At 59.2% G+C, this 21,065-nt stretch carries 21 protein-coding genes; 13 read left to right on the top strand and 8 right to left on the bottom strand.

Annotated elements, in window-relative coordinates; all coding sequences use genetic code 11:
• The first annotated feature begins 323 nt into the window (after window positions 1-323).
• The 3 genes from JJD66_RS00960 to JJD66_RS00950 are packed head-to-tail and all read left to right on the top strand — an operon-like array spanning window position 324 to window position 2,501.
• Complete coding sequence (locus JJD66_RS00960) at window positions 324-1,613, top strand: MFS transporter (protein ID WP_105228991.1); 1,290 nt, start codon at window positions 324-326, stop codon at window positions 1,611-1,613.
• A gap of 18 nt (window positions 1,614-1,631) precedes the next feature.
• A complete protein-coding gene (locus JJD66_RS00955; protein WP_200647428.1) occupies window positions 1,632-1,925 on the top strand; it encodes a hypothetical protein in 294 nt (97 codons plus the stop codon).
• A gap of 39 nt (window positions 1,926-1,964) precedes the next feature.
• On the top strand, window positions 1,965-2,501 hold the full coding sequence (locus JJD66_RS00950) for a hypothetical protein (RefSeq protein ID WP_200647427.1): 537 nt from the start codon (window positions 1,965-1,967) through the stop codon (window positions 2,499-2,501).
• A gap of 3 nt (window positions 2,502-2,504) precedes the next feature.
• On the opposite strand, the gene JJD66_RS00945 is transcribed toward JJD66_RS00950, so the two are convergent.
• The 3 genes from JJD66_RS00945 to JJD66_RS00935 all read right to left on the bottom strand — a co-directional run bounded on the left by JJD66_RS00945 (window position 2,505) and on the right by JJD66_RS00935 (window position 4,497).
• Window positions 2,505-2,996: a nucleotide-binding protein gene (locus JJD66_RS00945; protein ID WP_105228989.1), complete on the bottom strand. Its 492-nt coding sequence runs from the start codon at window positions 2,994-2,996 to the stop codon at window positions 2,505-2,507.
• Entirely contained in the window at window positions 2,993-4,051 is a 1,059-nt protein-coding gene (locus JJD66_RS00940; RefSeq protein ID WP_105228988.1) for a helix-turn-helix domain-containing protein, read from the bottom strand. Before JJD66_RS00940 ends, JJD66_RS00945 begins: the two co-directional genes overlap by 4 nt.
• Before the next feature lie 107 nt (window positions 4,052-4,158).
• Window positions 4,159-4,497, bottom strand: a complete 339-nt coding sequence (locus JJD66_RS00935) for a DUF6124 family protein (RefSeq protein WP_105228987.1) — start codon at window positions 4,495-4,497, stop codon at window positions 4,159-4,161.
• A gap of 501 nt (window positions 4,498-4,998) precedes the next feature.
• Here JJD66_RS00935 and JJD66_RS00930 point away from each other — a divergent pair.
• The 6 genes from JJD66_RS00930 (at window position 4,999) to JJD66_RS00905 (ending at window position 13,096) form a co-directional block, all read left to right on the top strand.
• A complete protein-coding gene (locus tag JJD66_RS00930) occupies window positions 4,999-5,985 on the top strand; it encodes a phosphate ABC transporter substrate-binding protein PstS (protein ID WP_003195633.1) in 987 nt (328 codons plus the stop codon).
• A gap of 484 nt (window positions 5,986-6,469) precedes the next feature.
• Window positions 6,470-8,503, top strand: a complete 2,034-nt coding sequence (locus JJD66_RS00925) for an ABC transporter permease subunit (protein WP_177430957.1) — start codon at window positions 6,470-6,472, stop codon at window positions 8,501-8,503.
• Between the two features lie 15 nt (window positions 8,504-8,518).
• Window positions 8,519-10,189: a phosphate ABC transporter permease PstA gene (gene pstA / locus JJD66_RS00920; RefSeq protein ID WP_078466300.1), complete on the top strand. Its 1,671-nt coding sequence runs from the start codon at window positions 8,519-8,521 to the stop codon at window positions 10,187-10,189.
• A gap of 177 nt (window positions 10,190-10,366) precedes the next feature.
• On the top strand, window positions 10,367-11,200 hold the full coding sequence (gene pstB / locus JJD66_RS00915) for a phosphate ABC transporter ATP-binding protein PstB (protein ID WP_003195626.1): 834 nt from the start codon (window positions 10,367-10,369) through the stop codon (window positions 11,198-11,200).
• Window positions 11,201-11,270: 70 nt separating this feature from the next.
• Entirely contained in the window at window positions 11,271-12,032 is a 762-nt protein-coding gene (phoU, locus tag JJD66_RS00910; protein WP_034129125.1) for a phosphate signaling complex protein PhoU, read from the top strand.
• Between the two features lie 164 nt (window positions 12,033-12,196).
• Window positions 12,197-13,096: a response regulator gene (locus JJD66_RS00905; protein ID WP_014720514.1), complete on the top strand. Its 900-nt coding sequence runs from the start codon at window positions 12,197-12,199 to the stop codon at window positions 13,094-13,096.
• A 132-nt stretch (window positions 13,097-13,228) separates the two neighbouring features.
• Here JJD66_RS00905 and JJD66_RS00900 read toward each other — a convergent pair whose 3' ends face one another.
• From JJD66_RS00900 to phoB, 3 genes are all read right to left on the bottom strand, one after another.
• Complete coding sequence (locus JJD66_RS00900; protein ID WP_003195620.1) at window positions 13,229-14,569, bottom strand: hemolysin family protein; 1,341 nt, start codon at window positions 14,567-14,569, stop codon at window positions 13,229-13,231.
• 256 nt (window positions 14,570-14,825) lie between these two features.
• The gene (gene phoR, locus JJD66_RS00895) at window positions 14,826-16,112 is read right to left on the bottom strand and encodes a phosphate regulon sensor histidine kinase PhoR (RefSeq protein ID WP_234452142.1); all 1,287 of its coding nucleotides are present in this window, start codon (window positions 16,110-16,112) and stop codon (window positions 14,826-14,828) included.
• An 82-nt stretch (window positions 16,113-16,194) separates the two neighbouring features.
• Entirely contained in the window at window positions 16,195-16,884 is a 690-nt protein-coding gene (gene phoB / locus JJD66_RS00890) for a phosphate regulon transcriptional regulator PhoB (protein WP_003195617.1), read from the bottom strand.
• Between the two features lie 152 nt (window positions 16,885-17,036).
• On the opposite strand from phoB, the gene JJD66_RS00885 reads away from it, so the two are divergent.
• The gene (locus JJD66_RS00885; protein ID WP_089041539.1) at window positions 17,037-17,414 is read left to right on the top strand and encodes a COG4315 family predicted lipoprotein; all 378 of its coding nucleotides are present in this window, start codon (window positions 17,037-17,039) and stop codon (window positions 17,412-17,414) included.
• Window positions 17,415-17,524: 110 nt separating this feature from the next.
• On the opposite strand, the gene ubiA is transcribed toward JJD66_RS00885, so the two are convergent.
• Together ubiA and JJD66_RS00875 are read right to left on the bottom strand one after the other, a co-directional pair.
• Window positions 17,525-18,415 (bottom strand): 4-hydroxybenzoate octaprenyltransferase, encoded by an 891-nt coding sequence (gene ubiA / locus JJD66_RS00880; protein ID WP_014720511.1) that lies wholly within the window; start codon window positions 18,413-18,415, stop codon window positions 17,525-17,527.
• Window positions 18,415-18,978 carry a chorismate--pyruvate lyase family protein gene (locus tag JJD66_RS00875; protein ID WP_198714621.1) on the bottom strand — a complete coding sequence of 188 codons (564 nt, stop codon included), beginning with the start codon at window positions 18,976-18,978 and terminating at the stop codon, window positions 18,415-18,417. The genes ubiA and JJD66_RS00875 overlap by 1 nt, the downstream gene beginning before the upstream one ends.
• A 195-nt stretch (window positions 18,979-19,173) precedes the next feature.
• Here JJD66_RS00875 and JJD66_RS00870 point away from each other — a divergent pair, with 195 nt between their 5' ends.
• The 3 genes from JJD66_RS00870 to JJD66_RS00860 all read left to right on the top strand — a co-directional run bounded on the left by JJD66_RS00870 (window position 19,174) and on the right by JJD66_RS00860 (window position 20,992).
• Window positions 19,174-19,341 carry a rubredoxin gene (locus JJD66_RS00870; protein ID WP_014720509.1) on the top strand — a complete coding sequence of 56 codons (168 nt, stop codon included), beginning with the start codon at window positions 19,174-19,176 and terminating at the stop codon, window positions 19,339-19,341.
• Between the two features lie 36 nt (window positions 19,342-19,377).
• Window positions 19,378-20,526 (top strand): NAD(P)/FAD-dependent oxidoreductase, encoded by a 1,149-nt coding sequence (locus tag JJD66_RS00865; protein ID WP_003195591.1) that lies wholly within the window; start codon window positions 19,378-19,380, stop codon window positions 20,524-20,526.
• Between the two features lie 190 nt (window positions 20,527-20,716).
• Entirely contained in the window at window positions 20,717-20,992 is a 276-nt protein-coding gene (locus JJD66_RS00860; protein ID WP_003195589.1) for an HU family DNA-binding protein, read from the top strand.
• The last annotated feature ends 73 nt before the right edge of the window (window positions 20,993-21,065 follow it).

Below are 21,065 nucleotides of genomic sequence, written 5' to 3'. Positions count from 1 at the left end.
ATACACCGCTCGATGCGTTTCTCGTAAGGCGAACTAAAGGGAAACTCTGCCAAACCGGCTGGATGGCACCCAACAACGTTTTGGCACAGCAGCCCCTCAAGACAGCGGGTCTGGCGCTTGCACCGGCGAGTATATCGAGACCCTGGCGCCACGACGACCTCCCGACGTTCATTTGGTCGGTAAATAGACGCTGTATCGGGGCTTTTGCGCGCAACTGTGCTCCTGGCGCTGTGCTTTTTCAGGCGATTTGCTATCTTGCCAAACCCGCCGCAAGTCACGGGCGTGCTGTCCTTTACGATGATTACTATAAGAGAAGCCTTGCCATGTCCTCCGTGCCTGCAAGCAGTGCGCAACCCTCGCGCCCGCTGACCCGCAACGACTACAAAACCCTGTCGCTGTCTGCCCTGGGTGGAGCGCTGGAGTTCTACGACTTCATCATCTTTGTGTTTTTCGCCACCGTGGTCGGGAAACTGTTCTTCCCTGTGGACATGCCCGAATGGCTGCGCATGATGCAGACCTTCGGCATCTTCGCCGCCGGCTACCTGGCGCGCCCCTTGGGCGGCATCATCATGGCGCACTTTGGTGACCTGCTGGGGCGCAAGAAGATGTTCACCCTGAGCATTTTCATGATGGCCGTACCCACCCTGATCATGGGGCTGCTGCCCACCTACGCGCAGATCGGCCTGTGGGCGCCGGTCCTGTTGCTACTGATGCGCATCATCCAGGGCGCGGCGATTGGCGGCGAAGTACCGGGCGCCTGGGTGTTCGTCTCCGAGCACGTCCCGCCGCGCCACATCGGCTACGCCTGCGGCACCCTGACCAGCGGCCTCACCGCCGGTATTCTGCTGGGCTCGTTGGTGGCTACCGCCATCAATAGCGCCTATACACCGGAACAGGTCTCTGATTACGCCTGGCGGATTCCTTTCCTGCTCGGCGGCGTATTCGGCCTGCTGTCGGTGTACCTGCGTCGTTGGCTGCATGAAACCCCGATCTTCGCCGAGATGCAGCAACGCAAGAGCCTGGCCGCTGAACTGCCCTTGCGCGCCGTGTTGCGCGATCACCGTGGCGCCATTGTGCTGTCGATGCTGCTGACCTGGCTATTGTCGGCCGGCGTGGTGGTAGTCATCCTGATGACCCCGACCGTGCTGCAAACTATCTATCACTTCAGCCCCACGGTGGCACTGCAGGCCAATAGCCTGGCCATCGTGACCCTGAGCCTGGGTTGCATTGCCTCGGGTGCGCTGGCCGACCGTTTTGGTGCCGGTCGCGTGCTGGTCACAGGTTGCGCACTGCTGCTGGCGACTTCCTGGACGCTGTATCACAGCCTGATGGCCCACCCGGACTGGCTGTTCCCGTTGTATGCCTTGACGGGTCTGTTTGTCGGCACCATCGGCGTGGTGCCCTACGTGATGGTCAAAGCCTTCCCGCCGGTGGTGCGCTTCAGCGGTCTGTCGTTCTCCTACAACGTTGCTTATGCCGTGTTCGGCGGGTTGACGCCCTTGGCGGTGTCGCTGCTGATGAAGGAGAGCCCGATGGGCCCGGCTTACTATGTGGCCGTCCTGTGTGTGATGGGGATGTTGGTGGGTGGGTATCTGTGGAAACACAGGCGGTAATCTGTTCAGGAGTAGGCTATGTACACGGAAGTACTCATTAAAATTCAGAAAGAGTGGTCCGAAAAAGCGGTTTTGTTAATGAGGGAGTTGCTGCCACTAATGGCTCCAGTGTCAGCTTTTTCTGAATTCAATAAGCGAGAACGGCAGGTCCTCGGTGAGCTTTTATCGGCGACAGCGCGATCTACCGAAAGTGCATTTTTATTGTCTGCTTACGGTCAACTCTGGGATGCGGATGTAATCATGCGCTCTGTGTGCGAGGGTACGCTGAAGGTACTGTATATACTCCAGTCGCGTGAGAGTTTTAGACGGTGAGTTGAAGAGTTTGATACTGACCTCTTTGAAATTTCATTATTGAAAAACGATAGTAAGGCTCAAGAACTTTTGAGCGCTGTGACGAATCCTGATGACCGAGAGTGGAAACCCATCAAGGATCTTTTGGTATCGCCAGAAAAAAGAGCTGAAGTTAATCAGCGATATGATAGAAAAAATCGTCAAGAGCTTGAACGCAGATGGGGATTCACTGGCTTGATTGCCGGTCTAACGAATAGCGGAGATCCATTATTTAAAGGTTTTACAGCATTGCTACATGAGTACTCGAACGCTAGTCATATACATCATGCTGACTGCATTGGGATTGGAATGCCGATGGAACGTGACTTGCGAAATGCTGATGAAAGGGATTCAATTCATCTGGCTCATCTCAGTCGGATAATTTCCGATGGATTCGGGTATTTCAAATTTAGGGTAATGACGGGGTATCGCTTTATAAGTTACCCGTCAGCTGACGCAATCAAAGCCATGAAACTTTTTGAGAGTAATTTCTCTGCTTTGGAAGATGAGTATGGTGATGTTTACAAGCGCTGGATGGATATTCAGTATCCGAGTTGAGCTTTATATAGTTCTCCAGCCTAAGAGTCTTATTTGACATTCTGATGCTGGTAAGCGGGCGCCATCAGTTAGCATATGCTCCAACGCCGTTGCTGCGTCAATAGCGTTGAGGACTTGATGCTCGACCATTAGGTCGAGCAGCCAAAGTGCACCGTGTACCTGCAGTCCGTCCCGAATTGCCTGACGACGTAGTTTCCCATCGCCAGTGAGTAACGGTCTTCCGGTTGTTTGTGCTAGTAGGTAGCAAGAAACATCGGCTAATGAACTATTGTTGTGTTCGACCTTAAGTCCTAAGAGTTTTTGCACGCCTCCCTCGTCAAATGATTCGACAACCAACCCTTGGGCGAGTAGTTCATCATGGGGGAAATCCTCAAGCTCGTGCATGACAAAGTCGGTGCAGCAGAAAGTGAGTGGCAGCCTGAACATATGCTCTAACAATCCCGCATTCCTGAAATCAATCCAGATGTTGGTGTCGCTGATATAGATGAGGCTCATGCACTCTCCAATGAGCCTAGAAAATTGGGATCTAGAGCTCTCACCGGGCGACGCAGCAACTCGGCCGCTCGTGATTTGGTGATAAGGCCTTCCGCTAACCCCCAGAAAACGAGTGACTCAAAACGCTGAGGTGGCTTGCAAGGTAATGGTTCAGGTTCTGCTTTGCGCCAGCCATTGCTACTGAACTGAATAGTCAGGGACTTGAAGCCGCCTTCGCCTAACAGTTTAAGGTCCTTCAATCGACGGAGCGCTGCATGCATTGAGAGCCCATATTGGCGCTTAGCAATTAATAGTTCTCTAGGGTGGACACGGGAGCGCTGATGATTCCCAAAATCTCCGGTTACGCTTTTAGCTGGATAAAGGAAAGCTCCTGCGAAGCGGTGACAGCAGTTTTCTTTATCGCGCTCGGGCATATCATCAGGCAATTTCATCACCCAGTGACCCAGTTCGTGAGCAGCGGTGAAGCGAATTCGTTCACCTGCTCTCTGAGCATTTAGAGCGATCAGCACATGTTCGCCGTCATTGGTGGCTGCGCAAGCGCCATCAAAATCATCAGGACCATCCAGCATCACCACTTTGATGCCGTGTTCTTCCAACTGCTCAGTCAGGTGAGCAATAGGGTCTTCGCCTATATCCCAATACTTACGGAGCTCATCCGCCGCTCGTTCCGCTTCTTCTAAGGAGGATACAGGGAGTATTTGCGCCGGGGTTTCGGCAGTCTTGATATCTTCTGGGTCGAAACACTCTTCAAGAGATATATAGCGTTCCAGATGCTCTCGAATCTGTTCCTCGACTTGGACCTGACGGTACTGAGGCATCTTCGCAAGCTTACGGAACTCCAGCGGCGCGAGTGGCAGTGCCTGAGTACGGAAAAAATACTCTGGACTCACCTCGAGTGCCTTTGCTAATTGCAAAAGGCGCTGAGAGTTTGGGGTAATCAGCCCTTTTTCATATTTGCTCAAGCCTTGCTTGGTTATGTCACCGAGACGCAGTGCCAGTGCTTCTAGCGACATGCCGCGCAACAACCTTGCGCGGCGAATTCGGTCATTGATCATGTGAGGTCTCCTTAGGTTGACAAGGCTATGCTTTGTTTTTGTTTTGTCAACCTAAGGTTCACCGTGAATCGCTCAAACTTTAACCAGGTTTTGGACCGGAGAGAATTTCAAAATTTTGCCATCGGGTTTTGAGTTTCAAATTGATCCAGCGTCCGGTCTACAAGTAACTGAATTCCCTCAAGCATCCGGCATATTCCCAGGGTCACGTCTCGCGCGGCACCGTCGACCTCGAACGCCAAATTTGCAGCCAAGACTTGAACCGAAGCGAGATCCTGGGACGCGTTTGCCAGCAGGGTCTCGGCATCCAGATCTGTACGCACGGTAAAAAGCCTATCAGCAGATAGGGCGCATTCGGCAGAACGTTTCGGATTGGGATTGATGGCTCTGCGAGCGTCTGCGTGCAGTGGAGCCGAATTGAGCGGGGGATTGGGGCTATCTTTGATCATCGTAAAAGCTCCTAACGAAATGGGAGCGGCCAGCATCACTTGCAGATGATGGGTGGCAGCTGTGCGCGGGTCTGCAAGACCGAGGTTAGGAGCATCCCGGCAGACCCGAAGGTCTCCCGCACACAGCCGCCATAAAGCGACGGCCATAAAAAGCGCTCTGATTATAGAGGCGCTTATGAACTCCCAACATAGTTTCGGCGGGCTTGCAGTCCCGGTCGCTGAATTTGCAGCGGCAGGAGGAGGTTATTAAGGCCCGTTCCGAGCGACAACCCTAAAAAGCTGTGGGAAATCTCCGATCAGCAAGTGCAGCATCGTTTCAAGCCAGAGCCATATCACGTTTATCTTCCCGCTCAAGCCTGTATTTCTGAAAGTTCTTCGTAAATGCCAACCTCACCCGATAGTGGCCTTTCATCTAACTGTCACATTCCAGACATAGAGTGTTCACACGGCCTCCTGATACTTGGCCCCGATCCAACTATCCCTATCTGCTAGGAGCAAGGCATGAAACTGAAACGTTTGATGGCGGCAATGACTTTTGTCGCTGCTGGCGTTGCGACCGCCAACGCGGTGGCCGCTGGTGTTGATCCGGCAATCCCGGCTTACGTCAAGACCACTGGTGTGTCGGGCAACCTGTCCAGCGTCGGCTCCGATACCCTGGCTAACCTGATGACCCTGTGGGCCGAGGGTTACAAAAAGGAATACCCGAACGTCAACATCCAGATTCAAGCTGCCGGCTCTGCCACTGCGCCACCTGCGTTGACTGAAGGCACCTCCAACCTGGGCCCGATGAGCCGCAAGATGAAGGACACCGAACTGGCTGCCTTCGAGCAGAAGTACGGCTACAAGCCAACCGCTATCCCGGTTGCGGTGGATGCCCTGGCGGTATTTGTGCACAAGGACAACCCGATCCAGCACCTGACCATGGAACAGGTCGATGCGATCTTCTCCTCGACGCGTCTGTGCGGCGCCAAAGCCGATGTGAAAACCTGGGGTGACCTGGGCGTGACCGGCGACCTGGCCAACAAGCCAGTGCAACTGTTCGGGCGTAACTCGGTATCTGGCACCTACGGCTACTTCAAGGAAGAAGCCCTGTGCAAAGGCGACTACAAGCCAAACGTGAACGAACAACCGGGCTCGGCTTCGGTCGTGCAGTCGATCAGCTCGTCGCTGAACGGCATCGGTTACTCGGGCATCGGCTACAAGACCGCCAGCGTGAAGACCGTGCCATTGGCCAAGAAAGGCAGCACTGACTACATCGAAGACTCCGAAGAAAACGCCCTGAACGGCAAGTATCCGCTGTCGCGTTTCCTCTACGTGTATGTCAACAAAGCCCCGAACAAGCCACTGGCGCCGCTGGAAGCTGAGTTCGTGAAACTGGTGCTGTCCAAGCAGGGCCAGGAAGTAGTGGTCAAAGACGGCTACATCCCGCTGCCAGCCAAAGTCGCCGCCAAGGCCCTGGCTGACCTGGGTCTGAAAGAAGGCAACTAAGCCTGCGATACCTGATGTAGACGCATGCTTTTCTGTGGGAGCGGGCTTGCCCGCGATGCTGGCGACGCGGTTTAGCGTTGAAATCGTGTTGATGCCATCGCGGGCAAGCCCGCTCCCACATAAGCAGTCTGCATCCCTAATTTTTTATCCGCTGCCAGCCCTGCTTCGCGGCGGATTTGTTGCGTCACTGCACTGTCATCTTTCTGTCATACAGGATCGCTAGGGTGTGCGCATGAATGATCTGGCCAATTCCACCATGACGACGACTTCCCCTCCCAAGCGCATTGATTTCAATACGCCTGAGCTGCAACGCAAGCGCCGCATCCGCGCGCTCAAGGATCGCTTCACCCGTTGGTATGTGCTGGTCGGCGGCCTCGCCGTGCTGGCCGCCATTACCCTGATCTTCTTCTTCCTCGCCTATGTGGTTGCGCCATTGTTCCAGGGCGCCTCGTTGAGCAAGGAAGACGCGTTGACGCCCGCTTGGATGCAGGACGCCGGCAAGCCGTTGATGATCTCCCTCGAAGAACAGAACCAGGTCGCCATGCGGGTTTCCGACAAGGGCCAGGCGCTGTTCTTTGCCGTGGACACCGGTGCCGAGCTCAAGCGTGTCGACCTGCCGATTCCGGCCGGTACCAGCGTTGCTTCCATTGGTGAAGATCAGCCGGGCAGCCCGCTGGTGATTCTCGGTTTGTCCAATGGCCAGTCTTTGGTGTTCCGCCACACCTATAAGGTGTCGTACCCGGACGGCAACAAAACCATCACCCCAGCTATCGAGTACCCCTACGGCGAAACGCCGATCGTACTGGATGACGCCGGTCGCCCGCTGGAACACGTTGCGCTCAACGCCACCGACACCTCCCTGGTGGTGGCAGGTTCCGCCGGTTCGCACTTGAACGTGCTGACCCTGAGCCGCGAAGAAAACATGATGACCGGTGAAGTCACCAGCGAGCAGAAGCGCGTCGAGCTGCCGCAGATGACCGAGCCGGTGAAGGCGATCTTCATCGACCCACGCCAGCAGTGGTTGTATGTGATCAACGGCCGTGCCCTGGCCGACGTGTTCAGCCTGCGCGACAAGAGCCTCAACGGTCGCTACAAACTGCTGGAAGACGCCGACACGGAAATCACCGCCAGCACCCAGTTGGTCGGCGGCATCTCGCTGATCCTGGGTAACTCCAAAGGCGGCCTGGCCCAGTGGTTCATGGCCCGCGACCCCGATGGCGAACAGCGCCTGAAGCAGATCCGCACCTTCCAGATGGGCACCGCGCCCATCGTCGAAATCAGCGCTGAAGAGCGCCGCAAAGGCTTCACCGCCCTGGATGCTGCTGGCCAGTTCGGCGTGTTCCACAGCACCGCCCATCGCACCTTGCTGGTGGACCCGGTGGTCGATGGCCAGGGCCTGTTCGGCATGTCGCCACGGGCCAACCGTGTGATCGTCGAGGCGGGTGGCAAGCTGCAACCGTTGTTGCTCGACAACCCGCACCCGGAAGTGTCGTGGAGCGCGTTGTGGAGCAAGGTCTGGTACGAGAACTACGACGAGCCTAAATACGTCTGGCAATCCACGGCCGCCAACACTGACTTCGAACCCAAGATGAGCCTGGCCCCGCTGACCTTCGGTACCTTGAAGGCCGCGTTCTACGCCATGTTGCTGGCGGCGCCACTGGCGGTTGCTGCAGCGATCTACACCGCTTACTTCATGGCGCCGAGCCTGCGCCGCAAGGTCAAGCCGGTGATCGAGCTGATGGAAGCCATGCCGACGGTGATCCTCGGATTCTTCGCCGGCCTGTTCCTGGCGCCGTATGTGGAAGGGCACCTGCCGGGCATTTTCAGCCTGTTGATGCTGTTGCCGATTGGCATCCTGGTCGCCGGCTTTGTCTTCAGCCGCTTGCCTGAGTCGATCCGCCTGCGCGTTCCCGATGGTTGGGAAAGCGCGATCCTGATTCCGGTGATCCTGTTGGTGGGCTGGCTCTCGCTATACATGAGCCCGTACCTGGAAACCTGGTTCTTCGGCGGTGACATGCGCATGTGGATCTCCCACGATCTGGGCATTACCTACGACCAGCGCAACGCGTTGGTGGTCGGCCTGGCCATGGGTTTTGCGGTGATCCCGAACATCTACTCCATCGCCGAAGATGCCGTGTTCAGCGTGCCACGCGGCCTGACTCTGGGTTCCCTGGCCCTGGGCGCCACGCCGTGGCAGACCATGACCCGCGTGGTCATCCTCACCGCCAGCCCGGGCATCTTCTCGGCGCTGATGATCGGCATGGGCCGCGCCGTGGGCGAGACCATGATCGTACTGATGGCCACCGGTAACACCCCGGTGATGGAGATGAACCTGTTCGAGGGCCTGCGCACCCTGGCGGCCAACGTTGCGGTGGAGATGCCCGAGTCGGAAGTGGGCGGCAGTCATTACCGCGTGCTGTTCCTCTCGGCGCTGGTGCTGCTGTTGTTCACCTTCATCATGAACACCCTCGCCGAGCTGATTCGTCAGCGTCTGCGCAAGAAATACTCGTCGCTTTAAGAAAGGTAGAAGTCTGTGAAACAGAACTCCCTGAATGGATGGTTCAAGAGCGGCGCCCCCGGCGTCTGGATCAGCGGTGGCGCGGTGTCCATCGCGGTCATCATGACCATTGGTTTGCTGGCTGTGATTGCGGTGCGGGGCCTGGGCCATTTCTGGCCGGCCGACCTGATCCAGGCCAACTACAACGTGCCAGGCCAGGCCAACCACATCGTGATCGGCGAAGTGGTGCAGAAAGAAGAAGTGCCGCGTGAGCGCCTGAAAAGCGCGGGCCTGCCGGTGCCGGACCAAGGCCCGGAATTCATGACTCGTGAGCTGATCAAGGTCGGCAACCGCGACCTGAACGGCAACGACTTCACCTGGATTGTCGGTGAGTGGCTGAAGGACCAGACCAAGCCTGCGAACCTGATGGCCATCGAGCGTCGTGAGTGGGGCAACTTCTACGGCACCCTGGTCAACGTCAAGCAGGACGGCAAGGTGATTGCCGAAGGCGAGGCCGCGTGGCCTGAGCTGCAAGCCCGCGTGGACCGCGTGAACAAGCTGGCCGCTCAGCTCAAGACCTTGGAAAAATCCGATATCGGCGCGATCAACGCCGGGCTGGAGCGCATCCGCCTGCACGGTCGCAAACTGGAACTGGAAGGCAAGCTCGACGCTGCCGCCCAGGCCGACATGGACGCCGACCGCGCCGAGCTGAACGCCCGCTACCAGGACATCGAAGCGCGCCTGGCCGACCTGCATGCACAGTTCAACCGCGACGCCCTGACGGCGCGTGACGGCAACGGCAAGGAAGTGGAAATCGGCATCGGCAAAGTGGTGCACGCCTACCAGCCGAACGCCATGGGCACGATGACCAAAATCGGCTTCTACTTCAGCAAGGTCTGGGAGTTCCTCAGCGATGACCCACGGGAGGCCAACACCGAAGGCGGGATCTTCCCGGCCATCTTCGGCACCGTGATGATGACCCTGATCATGGCAATGATCGTGACCCCGTTTGGCGTACTGGCCGCGGTGTACCTGCGTGAATACGCCAAGCAGAACACCTTGACCCGCATCATCCGTATCGCCGTGAACAACCTGGCCGGCGTACCGGCCATCGTCTACGGCGTGTTCGGCCTGGGCTTCTTCGTGTATGTACTGGGGGGCTCGGTCGACCGTCTGTTCTTCGCTGAAGCGCTGCCTGCGCCGACCTTCGGTACGCCGGGGTTGCTCTGGGCTTCGCTGACCCTGGCGCTGCTGGCGGTGCCTGTGGTGATCGTGGCCACCGAAGAAGGCTTGGCGCGGATTCCTCGCACCGTGCGTGAAGGCTCCCTGGCACTCGGCGCGACCAAGGCGGAAACGCTGTGGAAGATCGTGCTGCCGATGGCCAGCCCGGCAATGATGACAGGCATGATCCTCGCCGTGGCGCGCGCCGCGGGTGAGGTGGCACCGCTGATGCTGGTGGGTGTAGTGAAGCTGGCGCCGTCGCTGCCACTGGATGGCAACTACCCATACCTGCACCTGGATCAGAAGATCATGCACCTGGGCTTCCATATTTATGACGTCGGCTTCCAGAGCCCCAACGTCGAGGCCGCACGGCCGTTGGTGTACGCCACCGCCTTGCTGCTGGTACTGGTGATCGCCACGCTCAACCTGTCGGCAGTGTGGATTCGTAACCACCTGCGCGAAAAATACAAAGCGCTGGACAGCTAATGCGATCCAATGTGGGAGCTGGCTTGCCTGCGATGGCATCACCGCGGTGTTACTGCAATACCGCGCCGCCCGCATCGCAGGCAAGCCAGCTCCCACAGGGCTCGGCGTCAGGCACAGAATTTGAGTAAGCCGCCCCGGCGGTTCAACGAAATGAATTGGTAGCACAGGGAGCATCCCATGCAACACGAAACCCAATCCCACGGCATCAACATGTCTGCCCTGGGTCGCGACAAGCAGAGCCTGAGCCTGGCCCAGGAAACCGTGGCCATCGAAGTCCCCGGCCTGAGCCTGTACTACGGCGACAAGCAGGCGCTGTTCGATGTCAGCATGAACATCCCCAAGCAACGCGTGACCGCCTTCATCGGCCCGTCGGGCTGCGGCAAGTCCACGTTGCTGCGTACCTTCAACCGCATGAATGACCTGGTGGACGGTTGCCGTGTAGAAGGTGCAATCAACCTCTACGGCACCAATATCTACCGCAAGGGCGAAGACGTGGCCGAGCTGCGTCGCCGCGTGGGCATGGTGTTCCAGAAGCCCAACCCGTTCCCCAAGACCATCTACGAAAACGTGGTCTACGGCCTGCGTATCCAGGGCATCAACAAGAAACGCATCCTCGACGAAGCGGTTGAGTGGGCGCTCAAGGGCGCGGCATTGTGGGACGAGGTCAAGGACCGCCTGCACGAATCGGCACTCGGCTTGTCCGGCGGCCAGCAGCAGCGCCTGGTGATTGCCCGTACCATCGCCGTAGAGCCGGAAGTGTTGCTGCTCGACGAACCGTGCTCGGCGCTCGACCCGATTTCCACCTTGAAAGTCGAAGAGCTGATCTACGAGCTCAAGTCCAAGTTCACCATCGTCATCGTGACCCACAACATGCAACAGGCGGCGCGGGTTTCCGACTACACCGCGTTCATGTACATGGGCAAGCTGGTGGAGTTCGGCGACACCGACACCCTGTTCACCAATCCGGCGAAGAAGCAGACCGAAGATTACATCACCGGTCGCTACGGCTAGGAAGCTGTGGTTCTGATTGCACTGACGCTGCGGTTCTCCGCACCTTACCGGACGCTCCAAGGACGCCAACATGATTAGCAAAGAAGGCCTTACCCACCACATCTCCGCGCAGTTCAATGCCGAGCTTGAGGAAGTGCGCAGCCACCTCCTGGCGATGGGCGGGCTGGTGGAGAAGCAAGTCAATGATGCGGTCACCGCGCTGATCGAGGCCGACTCGGGCCTGGCTCAGCAAGTGCGTGAGATTGACGAGCAGATCAACCAGATGGAACGCAATATCGACGAAGAGTGCCTGCGCATTCTTGCCCGCCGCCAGCCAGCGGCCTCGGACCTGCGTTTGATCATCAGCATTTCCAAGTCGGTGATCGACCTGGAGCGCATCGGCGATGAAGCCACCAAGATTGCCCGCCGCGCCATCCAGCTGTGCGAAGAGGGTGAAGCCCCCCGTGGCTACGTGGAAGTGCGCCATATCGGCGATCAGGTGCGCAACATGGTGCGCGATGCCCTCGACGCCTTCGCCCGCTTTGATGCCGAACTGGCGTTGTCGGTGGCACAGTACGACAAGATCATCGACCGCGAATACAAGACTGCGCTGCGCGAGTTGGCCACCTACATGATGGAAGATCCGCGTTCGATCTCGCGGGTCTTGAACATTATCTGGGTGCTGCGCTCCCTGGAGCGTATCGGCGACCACGCGCGCAATATCTCGGAATTGGTGATTTATCTGGTGCGCGGCACCGACGTCCGGCACATGGGCCTAAAGCGCATGAAGGCCGAAGTTGAAGGCACTGCTGATCTAATCCCTAATGTTCCGGGCGAATCTGACGATAAGTAAGGTTGCCCGAGAAATTAACGCCCGGCCTCTGGCCGGGCGTTTTTGTTTGCGGCATCTGAATTTTTTGCACAGCAGGCGCCATAAAGTCCTTCTGTGACCCGCGAGTTTTGGCAAAATGCCATCAGTCAGGCGTTTTGCAGACGTTTTTATAGGATGAAGGGTCGATGAGTAAAGTCAGTGTGTTGGTGGTGGATGACGCCTCGTTTATTCGCGACCTGGTGAAGAAGTGCCTGCGTAATTACTTCCCCGGGATCAAGATCGAAGATGCGGTGAACGGCAAAAAGGCGCAATCCATCCTCATGCGCGAAACCTTCGACCTGGTGCTGTGTGACTGGGAAATGCCGGAAATGTCTGGCATTGAGCTGTTGACCTGGTGCCGCGAGCAAGCGCACCTGAAGGCCATGCCGTTCGTGATGGTGACCAGCCGTGGCGACAAGGAAAACGTGGTGCAGGCGATTCAGGCGGGGGTTTCCGGCTACGTCAGCAAGCCGTTCACCAACGAGCAGTTGCTCAACAAGGTCAAGCAGGCCCTGCACAAGATCGGTCGCCTCGATGCGCTGATTGCCAGCGCGCCGACCAAGATGAACTCAGCCTTTGGCAACGACTCCCTGAGCGCCCTGACCGGCGGCAAACCCGAAGCGGTCAAGCCGGCCCCGGTGGCGGCGCCCAGCAAAGGTTTGCTCAATACACCGCCAGTCAAGGCCCCCGCAGCAGCGGCGCCGGCAGGCAGTCGCGGTCAGGGCCAGTTGCGCCTCGCAAGCGGCACCCAGCAATGCGTGATCAAGGCCCTGAGCATCAAGGAAGCGTTGCTGGTGGTAAAGCGTGGCGAGGTCCTGCCACAAGTACTGGAAAGCGCCGTGCTCGACCTTGAACAGGGCGACAACGCCGAAGTCGCACGGCTCAACGGCTACCTGCACGCCATCGTCGCCTACGAGCCCAAGCCCGACAGCGACTGGTTGCAACTGACTTTCCGCTTTATCGACCAGGATGCGCAGAAGCTGGACTACATATCCCGCCTGATCGCCCGTGGCACGGCGCAGAAGCATTTCGTGCCGGGTGCGTGACCCTTCAAGGCGACGCTTAGTCCATGTGGGAGCGGGCTTGCCCGCGATAGCAATCTATCAGTCAACAATGCGCTGGCTGACCCACCGCTATCGCGGGCAAGCCCGCTCCCACACACAGCACTGCGCTTGCAGTCAGTCCAGCAACAACACCTTGGCCAACACGATCTTCGGCCCTTTCATCTTCTTGATGATGATCCGCAAGCCTTCAACTTCCAGCACTTCTTCTTCTTCCGGCACGCGCTTGAGCGTGTCGTAGATCAGGCCGGCCAGGGTTTCGGCTTCGATGTGGTCCAGGTCGACGCCCAGCAGGCGCTCCACCTTGAACAACGGCGTGTCACCCCGCACCAGCAGTTTGCCGGGCTGGTAAGCGAGGATGCCGCGCTCGGCCTTGCGGTGTTCGTCTTGGATATCGCCCACCAGCACTTCCAGCACGTCTTCCATGGTCAGGTAGCCGATGATCTTGCCGTCAGCTTCCTCCACCAGGGCGAAGTGCGCGCCGCCTTTGCGGAACTGCTCCAGCAGTTGCGACAACGGCATATGCCGCGATACGCGTTCTAGCGGGCGGGTCAATTCGGCCAGGTTGAACGATTCGGGGATATGGTCCAGGGCCGCCAGTTCCAGCAGCAAATCCTTGATGTGCAGCAAGCCGACAAACTCGTTGCGCACCGCGTCATACACCGGGTAACGGCTGAATTTATGGCGACGGAACAGCGCGAGGATTTCCTTGAGCGGGGCGTTGAAGTCCAGGGTCACCAGGTCTTCCCGGGAGTTGGCCCAGTCCACCACTTCCAGCTCGCCCATTTCCACGGCGGAGGCCAGTACGCGCATGCCTTGGTCGCTGGGGTCCTGGCCACGGCTGGAGTGCAGGATCAGCTTGAGTTCTTCGCGGCTGTAATGGTGCTCATGGTGGGGGCCAGGCTCGCCTTGGCCAGCGATACGCAGGATGGCGTTGGCACTGGCGTTGAGCAGGTAGATGGCCGGGTACATCGCCCAGTAGAACAGGTACAGCGGCACGGCCGTCCACAGCGACAGCAGCTCGGGTTTGCGAATCGCCCAGGATTTTGGGGCCAACTCACCGACCACGATGTGCAGGTAGGAAATCACGAAGAAGGCGGCAAAGAACGACACGCCCTTGATCACTTCAGGCGACTGCACGCCGACCGCGCCCAGCATCGGCTCGAGGATGTGCGCAAAGGCCGGTTCACCGACCCAGCCCAGGCCCAGGGACGCCAGGGTGATACCCAACTGGCAAGCCGACAGGTAGGCGTCGAGCTGGCTGTGCACGGTACGCAGGATCTGCCCGCGCCAGCCGTTCTTATGGGCGATGGCCTCGACGCGGGTGGCGCGCAGTTTGACCATGGCAAATTCCGCAGCAACGAAGAAACCGTTGAGCAGTACCAGGATCAGTGCAAAAAGAATCATGCCGAAATCGGCGAAGAGTGTAGCGAGGGTAATGCCAGGGGAAGGGTCCATGATGGGGTTTTGCAGGTTCCGTGTGTTCAATAGGGGTGACAGGTGGGCCTGAAAGGCAGGCGCAAGTCGGCCAATGTAGCGGCTGACGGGGCGCTTGCCTAGTGCCCGCTGCCGGGCGGGGCTGCAAAGTCGTGTCGCAGAACCCGTGTGGGAGCTGGCTTGCCTGCGATGGCGGTCTGCCTGCTACCGATAATTTGGCTGACCCGCCGCCATCGCAGGCAAGCCAGCTCCCACAGTGGGCCGTGCTCACTTCAACTTAATCATCGGCCTCGACCGCTCGCGAACGGGTCACCTGCGCCGGCGGAAAATGACAGGTAAAGGTACTGCCATGCCCCAGCACGCTGCTGATTTCCAGGCGGGCCCGATGGCGCAGCAGCACATGCTTGACGATGGCCAGGCCCAGCCCGGTGCCGCCGGTGTTGGAGTTGCGGCTGGAGTCGACACGGTAGAAGCGCTCGGTCAGGCGCGGCAGGTGCTTGGCGTCGATACCGATACCCGAGTCCTGCACACTCAGGTGCGCGCCGTGCTCGTCGGCCCACCAGCGAATGTGGATATTGCCCTTGTCCTGGGTGTACTTCACCGCGTTGAACACCAGGTTGGAGAATGCACTGCGCAATTCGCCTTCACTGCCCTTGAGCAATACGGTTGGGTCGGCCTCCAGCGTGATCTGCTGCCCGCGTTCGCCCGAGAGGGCCTGGGCATCGTTCTTGATCGTCTGCAACAGGCTCTGCACCGCCACGGGGTGGTTGTCCGAGGGGTAGTCCGTGGCTTCAAGCTTGGCCAGCAACAGCAGGTCGTTAAGCAGGGTTTGCATGCGCGAGCCTTGCACCTGCATCTGCTGCAGGGCGCGGCTCCAACGCGGGTTGATCTCATCGACATTGTCCAGCAACGTCTCCAGGTAGCCGCAGATCACCGTCAAGGGCGTGCGCAGTTCATGGGAAACGTTGGCGACGAAGTCTTTGCGCATCTGTTCCAGCTGGTGGATACGGGTCACATCACGTACCAGCATCAAGTGCTCGTTGTTGCCGTAGCGAGTCAGGTACAGCTGGATGCGCACGCGGTCGTTGGTGGGCGAGGGGATTTCCAGGGCTTCTTCGTAGTTGTCCTGCTCGAAGTATTCCTTGAAGCGTGGGTGACGCACCAGGTTGGTCACCGGCTGGCCGCTGTCCTGGGGCGTCTTGAGGCCCAGCAGGGTCTCGGCGGCACGGTTCCACCATTCCAGGTTGCCGTCGCTGTCGAGCATGATCACCGCGTCCTTGAGCGCGGCGGTGGACTCCTGCACCCGGTCGATCACCGCTTGCAGGCGCCCGCGTACCCGTTGGTCGCGGCGCTGCAGGTGGTAGATGCTGTCGAACACCTCGCCCCACAGGCCATAGCCATCGGGGGGTGCTTCATCGGGTTTGTGCTGGCGCAGCCATTCATGCAGGCGCAGCAATTGTTTGAGGGTCCAGCCCAGGTACAACGCGATGCCGGCGGCCAGGCTCCAGCCGTAATAGCCACTGATCAGCCCGACCAGCAGGCAGGCAGTGATCAACAGAAGCATGTGGCGGATCAGGGTGCCATGCCAGTTCTGGTTCACTTAAACATGCGTCCTTGTCAGCTGTTAAGGGAGGAAAGGGACTGGCTCAGCCTTTGGTAGAAAACCGATAGCCGGTACCGCGCACGGTTTGTACCAGATTCTCGTACGCATCGCCCAAGGCTTTGCGCAGGCGGCGGATATGCACATCCACAGTGCGCTCTTCCACATAGACGTTGCCGCCCCATACCTGGTCGAGCAGTTGGCCGCGGGTGTAGGCGCGCTCCTGGTGGGTCATGAAGAATTGCAGCAAGCGGTATTCGGTCGGCCCCATCTCCGCAGGCTTGCCGTCGATGGTCACGCGGTGGCTGATCGGGTCCAGGATCAAGCCGTCGACTTCGATAGGCGCTTCGCCATCGGTCGGGCCGGCGCGGCGCAGCACGGCTTTGAGGCGCGCCACCAGTTCCCGTGGGGAAAACGGCTTGGTGATGTAGTCATCGGCACCGACTTCCAGGCCCTGGATCTTGTTGTCCTCTTCGCCCTTGGCGGTGAGCATGATGATCGGGATATCCCCGGTCAGCTCGTCACGCTTGAGACGGCGGGCCAATTCGATGCCCGAGGTGCCGGGCAGCATCCAGTCGAGCAGGATCAGGTCCGGCTTGCGGTCGACGATAATGGCGTGGGCCTGCTGGGAGTTCTCCGCCTCCAGGCAGTCATAGCCGGCCATTTCCAACGCGACGGCGATCATTTCGCGAATGGGCGCTTCGTCGTCAACGATCAGAATGCTCCTGCCAACCATGCTCAATCCTCTTGTCATTTAACTGTCTTGCGCCGCATTAGATAACGGAATTATTGCAGTCGTGTGACAGTAATTTAGTCGCTTGGGCAATTAACGGCACTCTGGACTACCCTTTGGGTCCGAATCCTGACAACCACAAAAGGAAGGTTCCGATGACTTACAGCACTGTTTCCTGGAAAACCCTGCTGGTATCTGCGGTGTTGGCGCTGCCAGGGCTGGCGTTTGCGGCAGAGCCGGCGATGACCCAAGACGGGATGTTGGTGGATCACAAGGGAATGACGCTCTACACCTTCGACAAGGACGCTGATGGCAAATCAGTGTGCAAGGACCAGTGCGCGACCAACTGGCCACCGCTGAAAGCAGAGTCCACCGACACCAAGACCGGCGATTGGACGGTAATCACCCGCGACGACCAGACCAGCCAGTGGGCCTACAAAGGCAAGCCTGTCTACACCTACAAGGACGACAAGAAAGCCGGTGACAAGACCGGTGATGGCAAAGGTAGCGTCTGGCACATCATCAAGCCCTGACTAAGCGGCGGCTTTGAGGCCTTCGCGAGCAAGCCCGCTCCCACTTTTGATTTGCGAATACAGTCAAATGTGGGAGCGGGCTTGCTCGCGAAGGCGTCACCACAGAATCCTCAGCGAACAGCGTAATCCACCACGATCCCGACAAAAATCGCCAACCCCGCCCAGTGATTATGCAAGAACGCCTTGAAGCACTTCATGCGGTCCCTGTCTCGTGTGTACCAGAACTCCCAGACAAAACAGCCCGCTGCCGCCAGCAACCCGAGGTGGAACCACCCGCCCAGCTCGAACCGTGCGCCGGCCAGCAACAGGCACGCCAGCGCCAGGCCTTGCAGGGTGAGGATGATCACGCGGTCAGCGTCACCGAACAGAATGGCGGTGGATTTCACCCCGATCTTCAAATCGTCATCGCGGTCGGTCATGGCGTAATAGGTGTCGTAGCCCACCGTCCACAACAGGTTGGCGATGTACAGCAGCCACGCGGTGGCAGGCAAATGGCCGGTCTCGGCGGTAAACGCCATCGGCATGCCCCAGGAAAACGCTGCGCCCAGCACCACTTGGGGGTAATAGGTGTAGCGCTTCATGAACGGGTAGCTTGCCGCCAGTGCGAGGCCGCCCAGGGACAGCAGGATGGTGCTGGCATTGGTCAGCAGCACCAGCAGGAAACTGATGCCCATCAGCACGGCAAAAAACACCAGCGCTTCCTTCGAACTGATCTTGCCGCTCACCAGCGGTCGTTGCTCGGTGCGTTTCACATGGCCATCGACCTTGCGGTCGGCCCAGTCATTGATCACGCAGCCGCCGGCCCGGGTGAGTACCACGCCCAGCACGAAAATCACGATATTGATCAGCGACGGCGAACCCTTGCCGGCGATCCACAGGGCCCACAGTGTCGGCCACAGCAGCAGGTAGATGCCGATGGGCTTGTCCATGCGCGTCAACTGAATGAAATCCCAGGCCCTGGGGTTCAGGCGGTTCAAGGACTTGAGCAGACGTTGGTACATCAGCAGTTCTCCGGATGATCATGCAGCGCGTGCCAGAAACTCGGCAGGAAGACTTCCACCACCAGCACGCTCAGCGCCCCGCGGTCGAAGCGCGAGCGGCGCGCCCACAGATTATCGGCCTGGTCCGCTGTCGGCAGCCAGGCACGAGGGTAGTGACACACTTCGATGGCCTGGCGGGTAAAGGCGCGGTCGCAGAACAGCAACTCGCCCAGCGAGCGGCTGCCCAGCTCGTCCATGTGCAGCCCATCGCCCTGCAAGGCACTGCGGGCCGCCACGCTGCGGGCGAACACCCAAGGCTGGCCGCGACCGCGCAAATACACCTCGCGTACCCAACCGATACTGGCCGGTGGCAGGTCCAGAGCGGCGCATTCGTCGTCGCGCAACGGTTGCCAGCCTTCGAACAGCGGCGTCACGCTGAAACCCTCGTTGGACAGCCACGTCAGCCGTCGCGTCAGCGAGCCTTCGTCAAACAGCCAGTTGAGGGTCAAGGGCGTGGGCAAGGGGCTCAGAAGGCTCTGGGTCAGCCATTGGCAAGCATCGGGAAGGGCGATTGAGTGCGGCACGGTGAGTCAGTATTGGCAGCAAAAGAGGCGGCGAGCTTACCATGGCACCCTGGGCTTTTGCCGTGCCAAACCCGTCGTTTGCGTCGAACATGCTTGCATCTGCCGGCCCCGATCAGTACAAAACGCCCTGAGCCGCGCGGCAACGCTGGATCCATCGACCGCCGGCCAACACGCCTGAACCTGAGGAAGCATGTAATGAAGAAGTGGCAATGTATCGTCTGTGGCCTTATCTATAACGAAGCGGACGGCTGGCCGGATGACGGTATTGCACCAGGCACTCTGTGGCAGGACGTCCCGGAAGACTGGCTGTGCCCGGACTGCGGCGTGGGTAAGTCGGACTTCGAAATGATCGAAATCGCGTAATCCCGAATTTAAGAAACGTACTACAAGGAGAAAGGAATGAACGCACCTGTCGTGATCATCGGCACAGGATTGGCCGGTTACAACGTCGCCCGGGAGTTTCGCAAGCTCGACAGCGAGACCCCGTTGCTGCTGATCACTGCCGATGACGGACGCTCCTACTCCAAGCCCATGCTCTCCACCGGCTTTGGCAAGAACAAGGAAGCCGATGGCCTGAGCATGGCCGAACCTGGCGCCATGGCCGAGCAACTCAAGGCCCAGGTGCGCACCCATACGCGCATCAGCGGCATCGACCCAGGCCACAAGCGCCTGTGGATCGGCGAGGAAGCGGTGACCTACCGCGACCTGGTCCTGGCCTGGGGCGCAGAAACCGTGCGCGTACCGGTCGAAGGCGATGCGGCTGAGCTGATTTTCCCGATCAACGACCTGGAAGACTACGCGCGCTTTCGCGCTGCCGCTGCCGGCAAACGGCGCGTGCTGCTGCTTGGCGCTGGCCTGATCGGCTGTGAGTTTGCCAATGATCTGATCCTGGGCGGCTATGAAATCGACCTGGTCGCGCCGTGTGAGCAAGTCATGCCGACCCTGCTGCACCCGGCGGCAGCCGCAGCGGTGCAAGCCGGGCTGGAAGGCATCGGCGCGCGTTTCCACCTGGGCCCGGTGCTCAATCGCCTGCAACGCACGGCTGATGGCCTTGAAGCGCACCTGTCGGACGGTGAAGTGATCCACTGTGACCTGGTGGTGTCTGCCATTGGCCTGCGCCCGCGTGTAGACCTGGCCGCAGCGGCCGGCCTGCAAATCAACCGCGGGATCATGGTGGACCGCCATCTCAAGACCTCCCACGCCAATATCTACGCCCTGGGCGACTGCGCCGAGGTCGATGGCCTGAACCTGTTGTACGTGATGCCGCTGATGAGCTGCGCCCGTGCCCTGGCGCAAACCCTGGCCGGCAACGCCACGGCGGTGAGCTATGGGCCGATGCCCATCACCGTGAAAACCCCGGTGTGCCCGCTGGTGGTCTCACCTGCACCACGAGGCACTGAAGGCGTCTGGAGTGTCGAAGGGCAGGGTGCCGACATCAAGGCCCTGTGCCGCGATGCCAGCGGCCGCCTGCTGGGTTACGCACTGACCGGCAGTGCTGTCATGGAAAAACTGGCGCTGAACAAAGAACTTCCGCCGTTACTGGCGTAAATACCACCCGTTCTGTCGCAAACATCACGTTCATACTCCGAGAAAGGCCGCCGCGAGACTGGCGCGGCGCCCGAGGGCATGCCATCCTCACTCCCGTCTGCCGCAGAGTAGAGCCTGCGGCGCCTTGGCGCTGCTCCACCAGAGAGCAGCACGGACATAACAACAAAAAACCGTCAAAGAGGCTTCACATATGCGTAAACCAGATCTCGCAGCCGCCATCGCTGAAAAAGCCGATCTCACCAAAGAACAGGCCAACCGCGTCCTCAACGCCGTCCTCGAAGAAATCACCGGCGCCCTGCACCGCAAGGACAGCGTCACCCTGGTCGGCTTCGGCACTTTCCTGCAACGCCACCGCGGCGCCCGCACCGGCAAAAACCCGCAAACCGGTGAGCCAGTGAAAATCAAGGCGAGCAACACCGTAGCGTTCAAGCCGGGCAAGTCGCTCAAAGACAGCGTCAACCCGTAAGTTAAGCGGTACCGTCTCGAAGGGAGGCGGGGCGGTAAAGAAAATGGGCACGCCGACTGGGTCGGGTGCCCAT

It is taken from the genome of Pseudomonas sp. MF6751, assembly GCF_016613265.1.
GTDB lineage: Bacteria > Pseudomonadota > Gammaproteobacteria > Pseudomonadales > Pseudomonadaceae > Aquipseudomonas > Aquipseudomonas fluorescens_BV.
The sequence above is the reverse complement of the archived record's forward strand: the minus strand, read 5'-3'. Positions and strand labels throughout refer to the sequence as shown.

Bases quoted from the DNA above. Each gene is read 5' to 3' on its own strand.
- JJD66_RS00960 (WP_105228991.1), top strand. From the start codon at position 324: ATGTCCTCCGTGCCTGCAAGCAGTGCGCAACCCTCGCGCCCGCTGACC.
- JJD66_RS00955 (WP_200647428.1), top strand. From the start codon at position 1,632: ATGTACACGGAAGTACTCATTAAAATTCAGAAAGAGTGGTCCGAAAAA.
- JJD66_RS00945 (WP_105228989.1), bottom strand. From the start codon at position 2,996: ATGAGCCTCATCTATATCAGCGACACCAACATCTGGATTGATTTCAGG.
- JJD66_RS00940 (WP_105228988.1), bottom strand. From the start codon at position 4,051: ATGATCAATGACCGAATTCGCCGCGCAAGGTTGTTGCGCGGCATGTCG.
- JJD66_RS00935 (WP_105228987.1), bottom strand. From the start codon at position 4,497: ATGATCAAAGATAGCCCCAATCCCCCGCTCAATTCGGCTCCACTGCAC.
- JJD66_RS00930 (WP_003195633.1), top strand. From the start codon at position 4,999: ATGAAACTGAAACGTTTGATGGCGGCAATGACTTTTGTCGCTGCTGGC.
- JJD66_RS00925 (WP_177430957.1), top strand. From the start codon at position 6,470: ATGCAGGACGCCGGCAAGCCGTTGATGATCTCCCTCGAAGAACAGAAC.
- pstB (WP_003195626.1), top strand. From the start codon at position 10,367: ATGCAACACGAAACCCAATCCCACGGCATCAACATGTCTGCCCTGGGT.
- phoU (WP_034129125.1), top strand. From the start codon at position 11,271: ATGATTAGCAAAGAAGGCCTTACCCACCACATCTCCGCGCAGTTCAAT.
- JJD66_RS00905 (WP_014720514.1), top strand. From the start codon at position 12,197: ATGAGTAAAGTCAGTGTGTTGGTGGTGGATGACGCCTCGTTTATTCGC.
- JJD66_RS00900 (WP_003195620.1), bottom strand. From the start codon at position 14,569: ATGGACCCTTCCCCTGGCATTACCCTCGCTACACTCTTCGCCGATTTC.
- phoR (WP_234452142.1), bottom strand. From the start codon at position 16,112: ATGCTTCTGTTGATCACTGCCTGCCTGCTGGTCGGGCTGATCAGTGGC.
- phoB (WP_003195617.1), bottom strand. From the start codon at position 16,884: ATGGTTGGCAGGAGCATTCTGATCGTTGACGACGAAGCGCCCATTCGC.
- JJD66_RS00885 (WP_089041539.1), top strand. From the start codon at position 17,037: ATGACTTACAGCACTGTTTCCTGGAAAACCCTGCTGGTATCTGCGGTG.
- ubiA (WP_014720511.1), bottom strand. From the start codon at position 18,415: ATGTACCAACGTCTGCTCAAGTCCTTGAACCGCCTGAACCCCAGGGCC.
- JJD66_RS00870 (WP_014720509.1), top strand. From the start codon at position 19,174: ATGAAGAAGTGGCAATGTATCGTCTGTGGCCTTATCTATAACGAAGCG.
- JJD66_RS00865 (WP_003195591.1), top strand. From the start codon at position 19,378: ATGAACGCACCTGTCGTGATCATCGGCACAGGATTGGCCGGTTACAAC.
- JJD66_RS00860 (WP_003195589.1), top strand. From the start codon at position 20,717: ATGCGTAAACCAGATCTCGCAGCCGCCATCGCTGAAAAAGCCGATCTC.